This window comes from Sinorhizobium glycinis (genome assembly GCF_001651865.1).
GTDB classification, from domain to species: Bacteria; Pseudomonadota; Alphaproteobacteria; order Rhizobiales; family Rhizobiaceae; genus Sinorhizobium; species Sinorhizobium glycinis.
Window position 1 is genome coordinate 146,722 of sequence record NZ_LPUX01000062.1, and the last position, 17,400, is coordinate 164,121.

The 17,400-nt window shown below is 63.4% G+C and carries 13 protein-coding genes and 1 pseudogene; 8 read left to right on the forward strand and 6 right to left on the reverse strand.

The features are described from left to right. Positions 1-73: 73 nt before the first annotated feature. Positions 74-1,309, reverse strand: a complete 1,236-nt coding sequence (locus AU381_RS18840; protein ID WP_064243270.1) for an NAD(P)/FAD-dependent oxidoreductase — start codon at positions 1,307-1,309, stop codon at positions 74-76. 165 nt (positions 1,310-1,474) lie between these two features. On the opposite strand from AU381_RS18840, the gene AU381_RS18845 reads away from it, so the two are divergent. Beyond that, entirely contained in the window at positions 1,475-2,122 is a 648-nt protein-coding gene (locus tag AU381_RS18845) for a hypothetical protein (protein ID WP_064243271.1), read from the forward strand. A gap of 320 nt (positions 2,123-2,442) precedes the next feature. On the opposite strand, the gene lysS is transcribed toward AU381_RS18845, so the two are convergent. From lysS to AU381_RS18865, 4 genes are all read right to left on the reverse strand, one after another. Continuing rightward, positions 2,443-3,939 (reverse strand): lysine--tRNA ligase, encoded by a 1,497-nt coding sequence (lysS, locus tag AU381_RS18850; protein ID WP_064243272.1) that lies wholly within the window; start codon positions 3,937-3,939, stop codon positions 2,443-2,445. Between the two features lie 11 nt (positions 3,940-3,950). Then, on the reverse strand, positions 3,951-5,408 hold the full coding sequence (gene gltX, locus AU381_RS18855) for a glutamate--tRNA ligase (protein WP_064243273.1): 1,458 nt from the start codon (positions 5,406-5,408) through the stop codon (positions 3,951-3,953). Positions 5,409-5,634: 226 nt separating this feature from the next. Beyond that, positions 5,635-6,390: a TerC family protein gene (locus tag AU381_RS18860; protein WP_064243274.1), complete on the reverse strand. Its 756-nt coding sequence runs from the start codon at positions 6,388-6,390 to the stop codon at positions 5,635-5,637. A gap of 180 nt (positions 6,391-6,570) precedes the next feature. After that, a complete protein-coding gene (locus tag AU381_RS18865) occupies positions 6,571-7,410 on the reverse strand; it encodes an AraC family transcriptional regulator (RefSeq protein ID WP_064243275.1) in 840 nt (279 codons plus the stop codon). Between the two features lie 179 nt (positions 7,411-7,589). Between AU381_RS18865 and AU381_RS18870 the strand changes: the two genes are divergently transcribed. Next, a complete protein-coding gene (locus tag AU381_RS18870) occupies positions 7,590-7,967 on the forward strand; it encodes a VOC family protein (RefSeq protein WP_064243276.1) in 378 nt (125 codons plus the stop codon). A 20-nt stretch (positions 7,968-7,987) separates the two neighbouring features. On the opposite strand, the gene AU381_RS18875 is transcribed toward AU381_RS18870, so the two are convergent. After that, positions 7,988-8,677, reverse strand: a complete 690-nt coding sequence (locus AU381_RS18875) for a TetR/AcrR family transcriptional regulator (RefSeq protein WP_064243277.1) — start codon at positions 8,675-8,677, stop codon at positions 7,988-7,990. Between the two features lie 248 nt (positions 8,678-8,925). Between AU381_RS18875 and AU381_RS18880 the strand changes: the two genes are divergently transcribed. The 6 genes and pseudogenes from AU381_RS18880 to xylA all read left to right on the forward strand — a co-directional run bounded on the left by AU381_RS18880 (position 8,926) and on the right by xylA (position 17,179). Further along, positions 8,926-10,140, forward strand: coding sequence for an HlyD family secretion protein (locus AU381_RS18880; protein WP_064243278.1), 1,215 nt, complete (start codon positions 8,926-8,928; stop codon positions 10,138-10,140). A 21-nt stretch (positions 10,141-10,161) separates the two neighbouring features. Further along, positions 10,162-11,750, forward strand: a pseudogene (locus AU381_RS18885) (DHA2 family efflux MFS transporter permease subunit). 317 nt (positions 11,751-12,067) lie between these two features. Then, positions 12,068-13,150, forward strand: a complete 1,083-nt coding sequence (locus AU381_RS18890) for a metallophosphoesterase (RefSeq protein ID WP_064243279.1) — start codon at positions 12,068-12,070, stop codon at positions 13,148-13,150. A gap of 96 nt (positions 13,151-13,246) precedes the next feature. Further along, the gene (locus AU381_RS18895) at positions 13,247-14,284 is read left to right on the forward strand and encodes a LacI family DNA-binding transcriptional regulator (protein WP_064243280.1); all 1,038 of its coding nucleotides are present in this window, start codon (positions 13,247-13,249) and stop codon (positions 14,282-14,284) included. Positions 14,285-14,293: 9 nt separating this feature from the next. Continuing rightward, complete coding sequence (gene xylB, locus AU381_RS18900; protein ID WP_064243281.1) at positions 14,294-15,748, forward strand: xylulokinase; 1,455 nt, start codon at positions 14,294-14,296, stop codon at positions 15,746-15,748. A 120-nt stretch (positions 15,749-15,868) separates the two neighbouring features. After that, complete coding sequence (xylA, locus tag AU381_RS18905; RefSeq protein WP_064243460.1) at positions 15,869-17,179, forward strand: xylose isomerase; 1,311 nt, start codon at positions 15,869-15,871, stop codon at positions 17,177-17,179. The last annotated feature ends 221 nt before the right edge of the window (positions 17,180-17,400 follow it).

Here is a 17,400-nt window from a genome sequence, read left to right on the forward strand (position 1 = left end):
CCATGCCTTGTCGTGTGCGTGGGCGGCAATGGACAAGGCCGGAGCGAAAGTCAATCAGTGGGTATCGTTCGTGCTACTGGAAACGGCCGATGCCGAAGGGTTCGAGGTCGGGACTGGGCCGCTTCGAGAGGAGAGCGGCGACCTTTGCGCCGGTGATCGCCGAAAGGGTCAGGCCGAGATGGCCGTGGCCAAACGCCATTGCAATACGCGGATCCGACGGATGCAGGCTGATGACCGGAACCGAATCCGGTGTCGAAGGGCGCCTGCCCATCCATTCCTTGCCGCCGGTTTCCGGCAGGGCCGGAACATAGCGCCGCATCTTCCGACGCATCGCGGCGGCTCGCGCATAGTTTGGCGGCGCCTCCGGCCGCGCCAGTTCCACGGCACCGCCGATGCGCAGCGCGTTGGCGAGCGGCGTCGCCACGAAGCCGTGCTCGGCGAAGAAGATCGGCATTTCCAGCTTCACCGCGGGGTCGGCGAAGGTGGTGTTGTAACCGCGCTCCGTTTCCAAGAGAACCTTCAGTCCAAGCTGGCGGACCAGTGTGCGCGACCATACGCCGGCTGCGATCAGCACCTTGTCGAAGACGTGCCGTTCGCCGCTGTCGGCGACCACGGTGATCCCCTCGGCGCCCGGCTGCACGGCCTCGACGCCGGTTTCGACGAGCGTGCCGCATTGCCGGACGTGGATCTGCAGCTCGCGCAGCAGTTTGAGCGGATCGACAAACGTCTGGTATCCGCTGCTGAAGACGCCGCCGGCGAAGACGCCCTCGAGTGCGGGAACGCGGTCGCGGGCAGCGCGGGTGTCAAGCCGCTCGACGGAGAAGCCGAGAAGCCGGGCGGTTGCCTGCTCGTGCCGGAACGCGGCGTCGAGGGCGGCCTCGTTGTCGAAGATCGTAAGCGCTCCGGTCGGCCTCATATGGCCCGAAACGCCGCAGAGCCTCGCCATTGCCTCATGCGCGGCGAGAGCGTCGCGCATCAGGCCGAGCAGGGCCTGGCGGGAGCGCCCCACTTGGGCGGGTCGCGCCGCATGAAGGAAACGGAAGAGCCATGGGGTCAGCGCCGGCAGATCCTGCCAACGAAGCGTCAGCGGCCCGAGCGGATCGATAAGCCATTTCGGCGCCGCAAAGAGCATTTCGGGGCGGGCGACGGGGTCGATCTCCGGAACCGCGAGAATGCCGGCATTGCCGACCGAAGCAGGCAGGCCGTCGACGTCCTTCTCGAAAACGGTGACGGCGTGACCCTCGGCGACGAGATGGACGGCCGACGCGCAGCCGATGATACCCGCTCCAACTATTCCGATACGCGCCATGCTCCCCCGGTCCCTCAATCGAGAAATGACGCTTCGTTTTTATTGATGACGGGCAGGAGAGCAAGGGTGTTGCGTCCGTCCGCTTAAACTTTCCGAAAGGGTGTTTCGCCTATCTTCAATGCCGTTCTGGCTTTTCTTGTATTTGCGTCCGCAGCGGAGCCGCCTGTGAAGGCTATCTTGAGTAAATTGCGCCCTTCGAAGCGGCTCGTGGTCATCCTTGCCGCGGCCTTTGCCGTTTCGGCCGCATCCGGCGGCGCCGCGGTTTATGTGGGGCGCGACAGGCTCGTGGCGCGGCTCTCGGAGCCATCCGCCTCCGGCCTCGAATGCACGACGCTCAGGACGCTCAAGCTCGACCACCGTGGGCAGCGCTGGATCCGCATGCATGTGAAGACGGACAGGGCCGGCGGGCCGGACCGGGTCCGTACCGCGCTGCGAGTCGTCGGCGCACTTGCCGGCAAGGAGCCGGCGGACCTCTTTCAGGTCATCGTGCTCGACGAGGCAGGTCCCGAGGATCGCGCCGCGGTGCGCGGCGCCGCGATCGGTGCCGAAGTGCTTTTCGCGCCCGGCCCGCGGAGCGTCAAGGGCATGAACGAGCCGTTTCGTGCTTCCTACAATGACGGCACGGCCAATCCGGACGGCATGTTCCATGGCAAAGCGGTGAGCCTCGGGCTCGACGAGATCCGGGCCATCATGGCCAGGATGGACGATCACTCGCTCTGCGTCGATCCGGCTGCGGTGGAAGTGGAAGGAGCCGAGGCTCCGGAATCAAGCGAGCATCCGGCCGAGAGTGCTGAAGCAAACAGCGGACATTAGAGCGGCCGTTAGACGGGAGCATCCCAGGACTACTCAAAGCAGCCCCCCTCTGCCCTGCCGGGCATCTCCCCGAAAAGGGGGAGATCAGCAAGGTGTGGGCTCCCTGCTCCCTCTCCTCGACATGGTCAATCTCGATGCCGTAGCTTTGGTGCGCGGCGGTCCTCCTCAATCTCCCCCTTGGGGGAGATGCCCGGCAGGGCAGAGGGGGTATCAACATCCGCATATCCTCGATCGTGTCAGCCCAGCTCCAGTATTTCCCTCCCGAGAAACAAAAAGCCCACCGCTGGCGCGATGGGCTAATCTACGGGCTTTCCTCCGGCTCAGTCGCCCTTGTGGCGGCGGGCCGGGAAGAGGATGATGTCGCGGATCGACGGCGAATTGGTGAGCAGCATGATCAGCCGGTCGACGCCGATGCCGAGGCCCCCGGCGGGCGGCATGCCCTGGTCCATGGCGTCGAGGAAGTCCTCGTCCAGCGTCTTTTCCTTTTCGCCGCGGGCGTGGGCCTGTTCCATCTGCTCGACCATGCGGGCGCGCTGCTCGACCGGGTCGTTGAGCTCGGAGAAGGCGTTGCCGATCTCCCAGCCGTTGCAATAGGTCTCGAAGCGCTCGACCAGTCGCGGTTCGCCCGGCACTTCCTTGGCGAAGGGCGAGATGTCCTTCGGGAAGTGGATGACATGGGCCGGCTGGATCAGAGTCGCTTCGACCTTCTCTTCGAAGATGAAGGCGAGGACCTCGCCCCAGGTGGCGTCCTTCTCGACCTCTAGACCGGCGTTCCTCGCCGCCTCGCGGGCTTCCTCGTCGGTCTTGATCGCGAGGAAGTCGACGCCGATCGCATCCTTGACGGCAGCCGGCATCGAGACGCGCGGGAACGGTCCCTTGAAGGAGAGCTGCTTGTCGCCGAACTCGAACTCGGTCTTGCCATGCACCGCCAGCGCCAGGCTCTCGAACATGCGTTCGACGAGGCCCATCATGTCCTCGTAGTCCGCATAGGCCCAGTAGCACTCCATCATCGTGAATTCCGGATTGTGCCGGGTGGAGACGCCTTCGTTGCGGAAGTTGCGGTTGATCTCGAACACCTTGTCGGTGAGCCCGGAAACCAGCACGCGCTTCAGGTAAAGCTCGGGCGCGATGCGCAGGTACATGTCGAGCTTCAGCGTGTTGTGATGCGTCTTGAAGGGCTCGGCCGTGGCGCCGCCATAGATCGGCTGCAGCATCGGCGTCTCGACTTCCATGAAGCCTTCCTCCTCGAGGAAGCGGCGGATGCCGGAGACGATGCGGCTCCGCTGCTGGAAGCGCAGCTTCGATTCCTCGTTGACCATGATGTCGAGATAGCGCTTGCGGTAGCGCGTCTCGATGTCGGCAAGCCCGTGATACTTCTCCGGCATCGGCAGGAGCGACTTGCAGAGCATGGTGATTTCCTTGGCGTTCACCGTCAGCTCGCCGCGTTTGGTGCGGCGCACCTCGCCGGTAACGCCGATGATGTCGCCGAGGTCGACCATCGGCAGCAGCGCGCGCGCCTCTTCCGGCGTCGTGTCCTTGTGCGAGAAGACCTGGATCTTGCCGGAGGCGTCATGGATATCCATGAACATGCCGGAATTGCGCGAGGAAAAGACGCGGCCGGCGACCGTCACCGTGTCGCCGCTTTCCGTATCGGGCTCGAGACCGGCATATTTTTCGGCAAGTTCCGCATTGGTGAGCGTGCGGTGGAAATGCGCCGGGTAGACGTCGCCGATCTGCTCGCGCAGGAGATCGAGCTTCTGGGCGCGCACTTCGGTGGCGTCGGAGGAAAGGCCGGCGGTTTCTGTCTTCTCGTTCATGGGTGTCGTCCTTACTTTCCGCTGCCCACCATGGAGGCGACGACCTGGGCCGCCACCTTGAGGCGCTGGCGCACCACGGCGCGGCCGAGCAGCTCCATCGAATCGAAGAGCGGCAGCGAACGCTGCGAACCGGATACGGCGACGAAGAGCGGCGCGACGACGGCCTTCAGCTTCTTGCCCATCCGCTCGGCACTGGCGCGCAGTTCCGCCTCGATCGACTCCTTGTTCCACTCAAGGATCTTTTCGAGATCCGGCTGAACGGCGCTCAGGACTTCCAGCATTTCCTCCGGCGAGGCCTTCACGCCGGCGAAGGCGGCAGGCTGCAGGCCGAGATCCGACTTGAAGAGGAAGGCCGCGAGGTCCGGCAATTCGCCGAGTTTCGAGATACGCGACTGCGAGAGCTTCAGGCCTTCCTTGAGGCGATCGTTCTCCGATGCCCAGGCGAAGACACGCGCTGCAAACTCCTCCTCGGAAAGCTTCTCGCGGATCCAGCGGGCGTTCAGCCAGTCGAGCTTCTGGATATCGAAGATCGCGCCGGCCTTCGACAGGTTTTCCGGATCGAACTTTTCAGCCAGTTCCTCGATCGTCAGCAGTTCCTCGCCCTCGGCGATCTGGATGAAGAACAGCCCGAGGAAGTTCATCAGCGCTTCCGGCAGGTAGCCGAGCGCCGTGTAATAGGAGATCGAGGTCGGGTTCTTGCGCTTCGACAGCTTCGACTTGTCGGCATTGCGCATCAGCGACAGGTGCATGAACTTCGGCGGCTCGAGGCCGAGATACCGATAGATCAGGATGTGCTTCGGCACCGAGGCGAGCCATTCCTCGCCGCGTGCGACATGGGTGATCTTCATCAGGTGGTCGTCGACGACGTTCGCCATGTGGTAGGTCGGCATGCCGTCGGCCTTCAAAAGCACCTGCATGTCGACCGCGTCCCACGGAATTTCGACATCGCCATAGACGCCGTCGTGGAACTTGCACGTACCCTCGGTCGGGATTTTCATGCGCACCACATGGGGTTCGCCAGCGGCAACGCGCGAGGTCACTTCCTCGGCAGAAAGGCCCAGGCACAGACCGTCATATTTCGGCGGCTTGCCGGCGGCGCGCTGCGCTTCGCGCATTTCTTCCAGCCGCTCGGGCGTGCAGAAGCAGCGGAAGCCGTGGCCGCTTGCCACGATCTTCTCGACAAACGGCTTGTAGATGTCCTTGCGGTCGCTCTGGCGGTACGGGCCATAGGGGCCGCCAATATCCGGACCCTCCGACCACTCGAGCCCGCACCATTTCAGCGCGTCGAGCACCTTCTTCTCGAATTCCGGCGTCGAGCGCGTCGCGTCGGTGTCCTCGATGCGCAGGATGAATTCGCCACCGTGCTTCTTGGCGAAGAGATAGTTGAACAGCGCAATATAGGCGGTGCCGACATGCGGTTCGCCGGTGGGGGAGGGTGCGATGCGTACCCGGACTGCAGAATCTGCCATGGTGTTTGCCCGTCTTGACGTGCTCTTGAGCCCTTGCCGGAATGCCTACCAGCTTGCGGGCGCGCATTTTATGGGAAGGAAGGCCCGCAAGGGTGCCGCTTGAGCGGCATCGGCGGGCTATTCCAGTCGGCAGGGGTGAGACCATAGAAAGTCCCGCATGTCAACGGAAAGAGGCCCGCATTCGCGTGAATGCGGGCCTCTTCGCAATGCGTCGCTGTTGCGGCTCTTATTGCAGCTTCGTGGCCTGCTGCTTTCTCAGGCGCGCGTTGCGGGCGATCATGTTGAGGATTTCGACGAGGGCCGAGAAGGCCATCGCGGCGTAGACGTACCCTTTCGGCACGTGGAAGCCCATGCCTTCGGCAATCAGCGTCGTGCCGATCATCAGGAGGAAGGCGAGCGCCAGCATGACGATCGTCGGGTTCCGTTCGATGAAGTTCGCAAGCGGGTTGGCGGCAACCAGCATCACGGTTACCGCGACAACGACGGCGATGACCATGATCGGCAGATGCGGGGTCATGCCGACGGCTGTGATGATGCTGTCGACGGAGAAGACGAGGTCGAGCAGCAGGATCTGGCCGATCGCCGCCGTGAAGCTGTTGATCGCCGAACTGGCGATGAAGTCTTCGTCATGGTCGCTCGGGTCGACATTGTGGTGGATTTCCTTGGTCGCCTTCCAGACGAGGAAGAGGCCGCCGGCGATCAGGATCATATCCTTCCAGGAGAACCCATGGCCAAAGGCTTCGAAGACCGGCTGGGTGAGCTGCACGATCCAGGCGATCGTGCCGAGCAGGCCCAGTCGCATGACCAGCGCCAGCCCGATACCGATACGCCGGGCGCTGACACGGTTCTCGGCGGGCAACTTGTTGGTGAGGATGGAGATGAAGATGAGGTTGTCGATGCCAAGGACGACCTCCATCACAATGAGCGTAATGAGCGCGACCCAAGCCTCGGGGCTTTGAGCGAGCGTGAGGATTTCCTGCATCGGCGAACTGTTCCTTTCTGACGAACGTGACCGGTTCCAACAAACCAGAGCGGAATGCGGGCGAAAACCGCACACGCTTTTCCCTCCAGGGCGCGTCGCCGCGCCAAGCTCGCCGCAGTATTTAAGGAGTAGCGCCGAAGTAGCAAGCGCTGCCGCGGCTTTGCGGCAGCGTTTTACCGTTTACTGCTTTATCGGAACCCACATCTCGACGACGCCGATGCCGGAATCCGGATCGAACCGCTCGTCGTAGCGTTCGATGAGATCGGGGGCGTCTCCATGCTCGAGACCGGATTGCGGAAACCACGATCCGAAGATCTCGTGGGCCGTGGTCGAGATGGCCGAGATGTGGCCGCGATGCAGGAACACCGCATAGCGCTGCTTGGGCAGCCTCAAGGTGGAGAACCCGTTCGGCAGCGCGTCCACGTCCTCGACTTCGACGGCCGCCATGTAGCGGAAGCTTCCGGCTTCCGCATCCGCATGGGTGCAGACGCCATAGGCGACATTGCCGCGCTGGCCGGGAATGTGACCGAAATGGGCATTGAAGCGTTGCCAGAGCGAAGGAATTCCTTCCGTGCGATTGTAAGCATAGGTTTCTTCAAGGCCGGCGAGCAGCAAGGGAAGGCCTTCCTCAAAGCGCGGCGGTTCGATTTTCAGATTGCGCGTATCGTCCATCCTGATGGGCTCCGTCAATTCGATGTTGCGAACGTGCCCTTGCTTGCGGATCGATTCAGGCGTCATGCCGAACTGCTCGCGAAAGGCACGGGTGAATGCCTCGTGCGAGCCGTAGCCCGCATCGAGGGCCACCTCGAGAATGGTCGAGTGGCCGTTCGCCAGCAGAAGTGCCGCCGAACTCAGGCGGCGCCCGCGGATATAGGCGCTGATCGAGCGGCCGGTCGACAGACCGAAGACGCGCGATAAGTGATAGCGCGACAGGCCGGCGGCGTCGGCGATCTGATCCAGCGTTATATCCTTCGCGAAATGGCTCTCGATGAACCAGATCGCCCGTCCGATGGCACTCATGTTCACTCCCGTGGTAGCGACCCAGCTCTACGGACTTGTGCGAGGACGTGTTTGATCACGGTTGCTCGATTTAGTGGGCGCGGCCGGTCGACGGCAAATTCAGTTCACTGGCCCTTTGTGCTTCCCGATAAAAACTGTAGCAGCTCGACGAATGGATTTCGCCGCCTACATTCGGAGCCATGGCAGCGACCGGCCCTCTCTTTCGCGGCATCAATGTGGTCTCGATATCAGTGACGGACCTTGACCGCGCCCGCTGGTTTTACGGCGACGTGCTCGGATTCGGACCGCCGCTCTATGACCTGCCCGAGGCCGGCTGGATCGAGTTCTCCGCCGGCGGCGCGGATGGCAATGTTTCGGTGACTTTGGCCGAGAGCGGCTGGGTACCGTCGGCGGGGACGACCCTTGTCTTGAATGTCGAGGATTGCCATGCGGCCGTCGACGAACTGCGCCGCCGCGGTGTCCAGTGCGAGGACGCACAGGTATTTCCCGGCTTCGTCACCTTTGCGAGCTTCTACGACCCATTCGGCAACCGCCTGCAAATGTGCAGCCCGGCTTAGGCAGTGCCTGCGTGTTGCCATTAGCGCGCGTCGCGCCGGCCGTAGGCGGCCATGAAGACGCGGATGGCCGAGGCGACGTTCTTTTCGATTACTTCGGCCGGGACGGCGTCGCACATGCCGAACAGGCGACCCTTGAAGAGGCCGGCCATGCAAAGTTCGATGAACTGCTTGGCGGCCAGTTCCGTATCGTCGATCGACAGCGTGCCTGCCGCCACTTGCTGCTCGAGATAGGCCTTCAGCACCGTATAGCCGTTTTCCGGCGTGGCGGTGAAAAAGCGCTGGGCGAGCCGCGGCATGCGGTCGATCACGCCGAGCACGGTCCTCATTGCACGGATCGTGTAATCGGACGTTATGCTGGTCACCAGCGTCACGGCGAAATCGTGCAGCGCTTCCTCGATCGGCTCGATGTCGTTCAGCGACTGCTTGATGCTGCTGACGATACGGCTGCGCTCCCGGGCGATCAGCGCCTCGAAGAGGTCTTCCTTGTTCTCGAAATAGACGTAGAGCGTGCCCTTCGAGACGCCCGCCTCGCGGGTGATGTCGTTCATGCTGGCTGCGTCGAAATTGCTGCGCATGAAAACGCGTTTGGCGCCTTCGAGAATCTGCTCGCGTTTGACCGGATCCTCGCCGGCGGCGCGCCGCCCGCTCGAAGGCTGTTGCTCCTGGTGCTGCAGGGGCTTTTCCTGCTGTGCGCTTTTCGCTGACGTCATGATCGCCGGACGTTTATCTCGTGTAGATCACGATGATCTGGAACCAACTCCAAAACCATAAACGTGATCGATTCCGATAAAAAGCAAGGGCGCGGGGAGCGCCCCCGCAGGTTTTTCTCGCTTTGATAGCCAATTCGAACCGCTTGGTTCGATTTTCTCTTGATATGCGGCGTGAAAGCCATTACGTCAAGAGTAATCGAACCGAACGGTTCAGTTCAATTTAGCTAATTTAGCCGAAACGGTGTCCCATGTCCGCTTCCAGTACCTCCAGCGTTGCGCGAGTCCGTCCTGTCGGCGACGATTTCGAAGTCGTCGATGTTCCTAGCACAGAGGCCAAGGCGCCGACCGGTGAAGCGCCACCGGCGACGGAGCGGCCGGCTGCAGAGGCTGCCGTGCCTGCCAAGAAGCGCCGCAAGCCGATCCTGCCTGCCATCGGGCTGGCTTTGCTCGCGGCCGGGGCCTGGTACGGCTACGACTGGTGGACCAACGGCCGCTTCATGGTTTCGACCGACGACGCCTATATCGAGGGCGACATCGCGACGATCTCTCCGAAGGTCTCCGGCTATGTTGCCAAGGTCGATGTGGTCGCCAACCAGCACGTGAAGGCAGGCGATCCGCTCGTCACGCTCGAAGATGGCGACTACCGGATTGCGGCGGAACAGGCCGAGGCGCAGATCGCGACGCAGAAGCTGGCGCTGAGCCGTTTCGATGCGCAGATTGCCGGCGCCAAGGCGAGCCTCAGCCAGGCCGAGGCGCAGAAGAAAGCCTTCGAAGCGACCGTTAGAGGCGCTGAGCTCACGCAGAAGCGCGCCAGCGACCTGCAGTCGAAGGCCTTTGGAACGGATGCGTCGCGCGACAGCGCCCAGGTCGCGCTCGATCAGGCGCGGGCAAATTTCGTCGGCGCCGAAGCCAATATCGCCGCGGCCAAGGCGAATATCACCGTGCTCGAGGCGCAGCGCGCGGAATCGGAAAGCACGATCCGTTCGCTGGAACTTGCTCGTGACAAGGCGAACCGCGACCTCGGCTTCACCGTGCTCAAGGCGCCCTATGACGGCGTCATCGGCAATGTCTCCGTCCAGGTCGGCGACCTGGTCTCCGCCGGGCAGCGCCTTGCCGCGCTGGTGCCGGTGGACCAGCTCTACATCGACGCGAATTTCAAGGAAACGCAGATCGCCCATCTGGTCCCGGGCTCCAAGGTCCAGGTCCATGTCGATGCCTATGACGAGCACCCGATCGAGGGCACCGTCGCATCGATTTCCCCGGCCTCCGGCTCGGTCTTCTCGCTGCTGCCGGCCGAGAACGCCACCGGCAACTTCACCAAGGTCATCCAGCGCGTGCCGGTTCGGATCACGCTTCCGGCCGACGAGCTTGCCAAAGGCAACCTCAGGGCGGGCCTGAGCGTCGTGGTCGACGTCGATACCCGCACGGCGCCGGAAGCCGCGAAGGTCGCCGAGGCGAAGTAGGCGCGCGAAGGAGTAGCGGAGATGGCTGCGACGGCAACAGCGAGCCCGGCGGCGACAAGCGGCGCCGGGGCGGAGGAACGCATGGATCCGCGGCGGCTCATCGCCTTCTTCGCGATGGTCGTCGGCATGTTCATGGCGATCCTCGATATCCAGATCGTCTCGGCCTCGCTCGCCGAGATCCAGGCGGGACTTTCCGCCGGATCGGACGAGATCGGCTGGGTTCAGACCTCCTACCTGATCGCCGAAGTCATCATGATCCCGCTGTCGGGGACGCTCGCCCGCATCGTCTCGACGCGCGTGCTCTTTTCCGTCGCCGCCGCCGGCTTCACCGCCTCCAGCGCGCTCGCCGCAACCGCCACCAATATCGACCAGATGATCGTCTACCGGGCGATCCAGGGCTTCATCGGCGGCGGCATGATTCCCTCGGTCTTCGCGGCCGCCTTCACGATCTTCCCGCCGTCCAAGCGCAACATCGTCTCGCCGATCATCGCCTCATCGCCACTCTCGCTCCGACCATCGGTCCGACGGTCGGCGGCTATCTGAGCCATGCCTTTTCCTGGCACTGGCTGTTCCTCGTCAACGTCATTCCCGGCATCGTCGTCGCGACGCTGACCTGGATCTTCATCGACTTCGACGAGCCGGAGCTGGGGCTGATGAAGAAGTTCGACTGGTGGGGGCTGTTCTCCATGGCGGTCTTCCTCGGCTCGCTCGAATATGTGCTGGAGGAGGGAAATGCCAACGACTGGTTCAATGACGATCACATCGTCATCGGGGCGGTCGCCACGACGATTGCCGCCGCCATTTTCTTCTACAGGGCCTTCAAGGTCGAGTTTCCGGTGGTCGATCTCAGGGCCTTCGCCAATCGCAATTTTGCCTTCGGCTCGCTGTTCTCCTTCGTGATGGGCATCGGCCTCTACGGGCTCACCTACCTCTATCCGCTCTATCTCGGGCGTATCCGCGGCTATGATTCGCTGATGATCGGCGAGACGATGTTCGTCTCCGGCCTCGCCATGTTCCTCACGGCCCCTGTCGCGGGTTTCCTGGCCGGTCGACTCGACCCGCGCGTATTGATGACCATCGGCTTTGCCGGGTTTGCGGCGGGCACCTGGACGATGAGCCAGTTGACCGCCGACTGGGACTTCTGGGAACTGCTCGTCCCGCAGATCCTGCGCGGATGCTCGCTGATGCTCTGCATGGTGCCGATCAACAATATCGCGCTCGGCACGCTGCCGCCGGCACGCATCCGCAACGCTTCCGGCCTCTTCAACCTGACCCGCAATCTCGGCGGCGCCGTCGGCCTCGCGATCATCAATACGATCCTCACGCAGCGCCAGGATCTCCACTACGCCCGCCTCGCCGAGCATATCCAGTGGGGCAAGCCGGAGGCGGTCGATCGATTGAACAACATGGCGTCGAACTTCAACGCCTACGGCCTCGACGGCGCGACCGCTGCCGTCAAGCAACTGGCCCAGATGGTTCAGCAACAGGCGGTGATCCTGTCCTTCATCGACGTGTTCCTGATCCTGACCGCGCTGTTCCTGGCGATGGTGCTCGGCGTGCTGATGATCAAGAAGCCGGAGGGCGCCGGGCCAGGCGGGGGCGGGCACTAGCGGCACGGGGAAAGCCGGCTTTGCCCCTCATCCGGCTGCCGCCACCTTCTCCCCGCGAGCGGGGAGAAGGGAAATGCCGCGCCGCCCCAAGTCCCCTCTCCCCGCGCGCGGGGAGAGGGCTAGTCCTCGGGTTAAACCCTGGGTTAAACCCGAGGAGAGGGGCAAAGTGCGCACCGCGGATGCGAATTGCTTTACGGACGACCAGCCTCTCTACAGAATTCCATTTATCCGCCTTTTCGATATGTTGTCGAGCAAGACGGCTGGGTGGGAGCGCAAACACCGTGAACGACAATGCATTCCTTCAGCCGTCCAGGCGGATGTTTCTTGCCGGTGCGGCGGGGTTCGGTCTCTCGCTGGTCGCAGGCAATGGACGTACGGCAACCCGGTCCCCGGTCGACACCACATTCCTCTTTTCCAATGACATCCATGCCTGCCTCGTTTCGACGGAAGGCCTTGCGCCGAATTGCGAACAGGAGGGCAAGACGGACGCCAATCTGTTGCGCCACATTGCGGCGCTCAACGGCCTTCCGGGGCAGCTTTGGCCGGAAACGATCGACGGAAAAACGAGCGGTCTTGCCAGCGCCGGAACGAAGATCGCCCGGCCGTCCGGCCTGGTGCTCGGCGGCGATATCACCGACGACGGCGGCGGCCAGGTTCGCGAGCCGCGCGAAGGGCGGCAGCTGCAGCAGTTCCAGAGCCGATACGAGCACGGTGTCGGGCCGCATCATATCCACTATCCCGTCTATGTCGGGCTTGGAAACCATGATCTCGATCAGGATGGCGCACCACCGAATGTCGATTGGTACCGCCGCGAATTGCGCGACTATGTGGAACTCACCCATCGCCAGTCGGTGTTCTACAGGCCGCCGGTGCCCGTCACCAACTACGATCCGCTATCGGACAATTATTCCTGGGACTGGGGCGGCCTCCATCTGGTGCAATTGCAGCGCTTCGGCGGTGACGAGAACAAGGGCGCGGTGAGCGGCCTGCCATGGCTGAAGCGCGATCTCGCTACCTATGCTGCCGACGGACGCCCGGTCGTCTTATTCCAGCATTATGGTTGGGATGCGTTCTCGACCGAGGTCTGGGACGCCGCGGCGAGAACTTTCGACGATCAGGGCGATGGCGAGCCGCATTGGTGGAGCCCGGCCGAGCGCGATGCGCTGCTCGCGACGCTGAAGGGCTCCAACGTCGTCGGGCTCTTCCACGGTCACGAACATGACCGGGTGATGGCCTATCGGGCCGGCGAAATCGACGTCTTCAAGCCAAAGGCGGCCTATCTCGGCGGCTTTGCGTTGGTTCGGGCCACCGAGAAGTTCCTGGATGTCGCTTTCGGAGAAGCGCGTGGGGAGGCGGGCCACGCTATTTTCACCCATGCATTCAGCAAGCGATTCGACTGAGGTTGGACGCCTATTTCCATGGCCTTCCAGTCACGCGCGATATTTTGATTTACGTACATCAAAACTTCCTCTAAGGGGTGTCGCGAGGAGGAAGAAATGCGACCGACCGTTCACGATATCGCCGCCGAGGCGGGCGTCAGCCTGGCGACCGTCGACCGGGTGTTGAACAATCGCCCCGGTGTCCGTGCCGTGACGCGCGGCAAGGTCGAGCAGGCGATCGCGACGCTTGGCTATGTGCGTGACGTTGCCGCCGCCAATCTTGCCAAAGGCCGCGGCTATTCGCTGAATTTCATCCTGCCCGCCGGCGAAAATTCCTTCATGCGCGGGCTGGAGGCCGAGGTGAGGGCCGCCAAGGCGCACTTGGCGTCGGAGCGGACCGAAATCACCATTCGCTGCGTTCCCGCTTTTGACGCGTCCGCCCTGGCGGATGCACTGGCGGAGGCGCGACGGCAACGGCCCGCCGGCGTCGCCGTGGTTGCGGTCGATGCGCCTGAGGTGGTGCGCGCCGTGGAAGAGCTGCGCCAGGAGGGGATTGCCGTCGTCACCCTCGTTTCCGACCTGCCGGGATCGACGCGCGATCACTTCGCCGGCGTCGACAATATCGCCGCAGGGCGCACCGCCGGAAACCTGATGGGCCGCTTCCTCGGCGATCGTGCCGGGCCGGTCGCGGTGGTGGCGGGCTCGATGCTCGTGCGCGACCACAGGGAGCGGCTGGAAGGCTTTCAGGCGGTCATGCACGAATGCTTCGAAACCCGCTTGCTGCTGCCCGTCGTCGAGGGGCAGGACGATGCGGCTCTCGTCGAGAAACTCGTCGGCGGACTCATCGAGCGCCATCCGGATCTTGCCGGCATCTACAGCCTCGGTGCGGGCAATCGCGGTCTCGTTGCCGCGCTCGAGAAGGCCGGCAAGGCCGAAGCGGTTTGTGCGATTGCGCACGAACTGACGCCCCATAGCCGCGCGGCCCTTCTTTCCGGAACGATCGACGTCCTGCTCAACCAGGACGCAGGCCACGAAATCCGCAGTGCCATCCGAGTGCTGAAGGCCAAGGCGGACGGGCTGCCGGTGATCGAGGCGCAGGAACGCATTCGCATCGACATATTCCTGAAAGACAACCTGCCGAACGGGCAGGCATAGGAGGACCAAATGTATCTCGGACTGGATCTCGGCACGTCCGGCGTCAAGGCCATGCTGATCGACGGCGAGCAGAAGATCATCGGCTCCGCCTCGGCCGCGCTCGACGTGTCGCGGCCGCAGCCCGGCTGGTCGGAGCAGGACCCTGCCGACTGGCTGCGGGCGACGGAAGAGGCGGTCGCCGGGCTGAAGGCGGCGCATCCGCAGGCGCTTGCGGCGGTGCGCGGCATCGGCCTCTCCGGTCAGATGCATGGCGCGACGCTCCTCGACGAAAACGACGCGGTCCTTCGACCCTGCATTCTCTGGAACGATACGCGCAGCTTCCGTGAGGCGGCGGCCCTCGACAGTGATCCGCAGTTCCGCGCCCTGACCGGCAATATCGTCTTCCCCGGCTTCACGGCGCCGAAGCTTGCCTGGGTGCGCGAAAACGAGCCGGAGATCTTCGCCAGGGTGCGCTGGGTGCTCCTGCCCAAGGACTATCTCCGCCTGTGGCTGACCGGCGAGCATATTTCGGAGATGTCGGACTCCGCCGGCACATCCTGGCTCGACACGGGCAAGCGGAAGTGGTCTGAGAGCCTGCTTGCCGCCACCCGTCTTGAGAAGCGGCAGATGCCGGAGCTGGTCGAGGGAACGGACAGTGCCGGCACGCTTCGGCCGGAACTTGCGAACCGGTGGGGCATGGGGTCCGGTGTGGTCGTGGCCGGAGGCGCCGGCGACAATGCGGCGTCGGCCTGCGGAATGGGCACGGTCGGCGAGGCCCACGCCTTTGTTTCGCTCGGCACATCGGGCGTGCTGTTCGCCGCCAATGCCAGCTATCTTCCCAATCCTGAGAGCGCCGTCCACGCCTTCTGCCATGCGCTGCCGAACACCTGGCACCAGATGGGGGTGATCCTCTCGGCAACCGATGCGCTCAACTGGCATTCGGGCGTTACGGGCAGAAGCGCTGCGGACCTCACCGGCGAACTCGGTGACACGCTCAGGACGCCGGGTCCCGTGACATTCCTTCCCTATCTTTCCGGCGAGCGAACGCCCCACAACGACGCGGCGATCCGCGGCGCCTTTGCCGGTCTCGGCCATGAGAGCTCCCGGGCCACACTGACGCAAGCGGTGCTGGAGGGCGTGTCTTTCGCCATCCGCGACAGTCTGGAGGCGTTGCGGGCCGCCGGTACGACGCTCAACCGCGTCACGGCGATCGGCGGCGGCTCGAGGTCGCGCTACTGGCTGAAGTCGATCGCAACGGCGCTCGATTTGCCGGTCGACTTGCCGGCCGACGGCGATTTCGGCGCGGCCTTCGGTGCGGCTCGGCTCGGGCTGATCGCTGCGACCGGCGCCGACCCGGTCGCCACCTGCTTCGCCCCGGCAACGGCGGCGACGATCGCGCCGGATGCCTCGCTGGTGGCGGCCTATGAGGACGCCTACCAGCGCTACCGCCGGCTTTACCCTGCCATCAAGGGAGCGACGGCCTAATCAATCCCGGTCGGCAGGACTGCCGGTCGCACCGAACCTGAAATGAAAACGATTACTTTCCACCAGATGGCCGCGTTCCGCACAAAACGGCCGGCAACAGTCCAGGACAAGGAGACAGCCGTGAGCACCGGATTTTTCGGCGATATCGCCAAGATCAAATATGAAGGGCCGGAGAGCACCAATCCGCTCGCCTTCCGCCACTACAATGCGGACGAGATCGTCCTCGGCAAGCGGATGGAAGACCATCTGCGCTTTGCCGTAGCCTACTGGCACACCTTCGTCTGGCCGGGCGGCGACCCGTTTGGCGGCCAGACCTTCGAACGTCCGTGGTTCAAGGACTCGATGGACGCTGCGAAGCTGAAGGCCGATGTTGCCTTCGAGTTCTTCCAGCTTCTCGGGGTGCCCTTCTATTGCTTCCATGACGCCGACGTTCGTCCCGAAGGCCGGAATTTCGCCGAGAACACCAGCAATCTCAACGAGATCGTCGACTACTTCGCCGAGAAGCAGGCCGCAACCGGCACCAAGCTGCTCTGGGGCACGGCGAACCTCTTTTCGAACCGCCGGTATATGGGCGGTGCGGCGACCAATCCGGATCCGGACGTCTTCGCCTTTGCCGCGGCGACGGTGAAGACCTGCATCGACGCGACGCAGCGGCTCGGCGGCGAGAACTATGTGCTCTGGGGCGGACGCGAAGGCTACGAGACGCTGCTCAACACCGACATGAAGCGCGAGCTCGACCAGCTCGGCCGCTTCGTCAACCTGGTCGTCGAGTACAAGCACAAGATCGGCTTCAAGGGCGCGATCCTGATCGAGCCGAAGCCGCAGGAGCCGACCAAGCACCAATACGATTTCGACGTCGCGACCGTGTACGGCTTCCTGAAGAAGTACGGCCTGGAAAACGAGGTGAAGGTCAATATCGAGCAGGGCCACGCGATCCTCGCCGGCCATTCCTTCGAGCACGAGCTGGCGCTTGCCAATGCGCTCGGCATCTTCGGTTCGATCGATATGAACCGCAACGATTACCAGTCCGGCTGGGACACTGATCAGTTCCCCAACAACGTTCCGGAAATGGCGCTTGCCTATTACCACGTGCTCGCAGGCGGCGGCTTCAAGACCGGCGGCACGAACTTCGACGCGAAGCTGCGCCGCCAGTCGATCGATCCGGAGGATCTGCTGATCGGCCATATCGGCGGCATGGACTGCTGCGCGCGCGGCCTCAAGGCGGCCGCAAAGATGATCGAGGACAAGGCGCTCTCCGCACCGCTCGAAAAGCGCTATGCCGGCTGGAACGTGCCGGAGGCCAAGAAGATGCTCGATGGTGGCTTCTCGCTCGAGGAGATCGAAGCCTGGGTGCGCAAGGCCGACCTCAATCCGCAGCCGAAATCCGGCAGGCAGGAATATCTGGAGAACGTCGTCAACCGCTACGTTTGACGCGGGAGGAGGGTTCGAAGCGGGCTGGCGGGCAGTTGGATTCATCATGCCTGTCAGCCGCTACTTGCGGTTCATCACTGCATTCGTGACGCAGCCGCGGATGTCATCCGATCCTCTTCGCGACAGGACGGAAGCCCATTGCCCCTCGCGAAGAATCTGCTAGTTTCTCGCTCCTGTAACGTTGCAGGTATTTAAGATACCGCGAAAATTGCGGGGCGAAA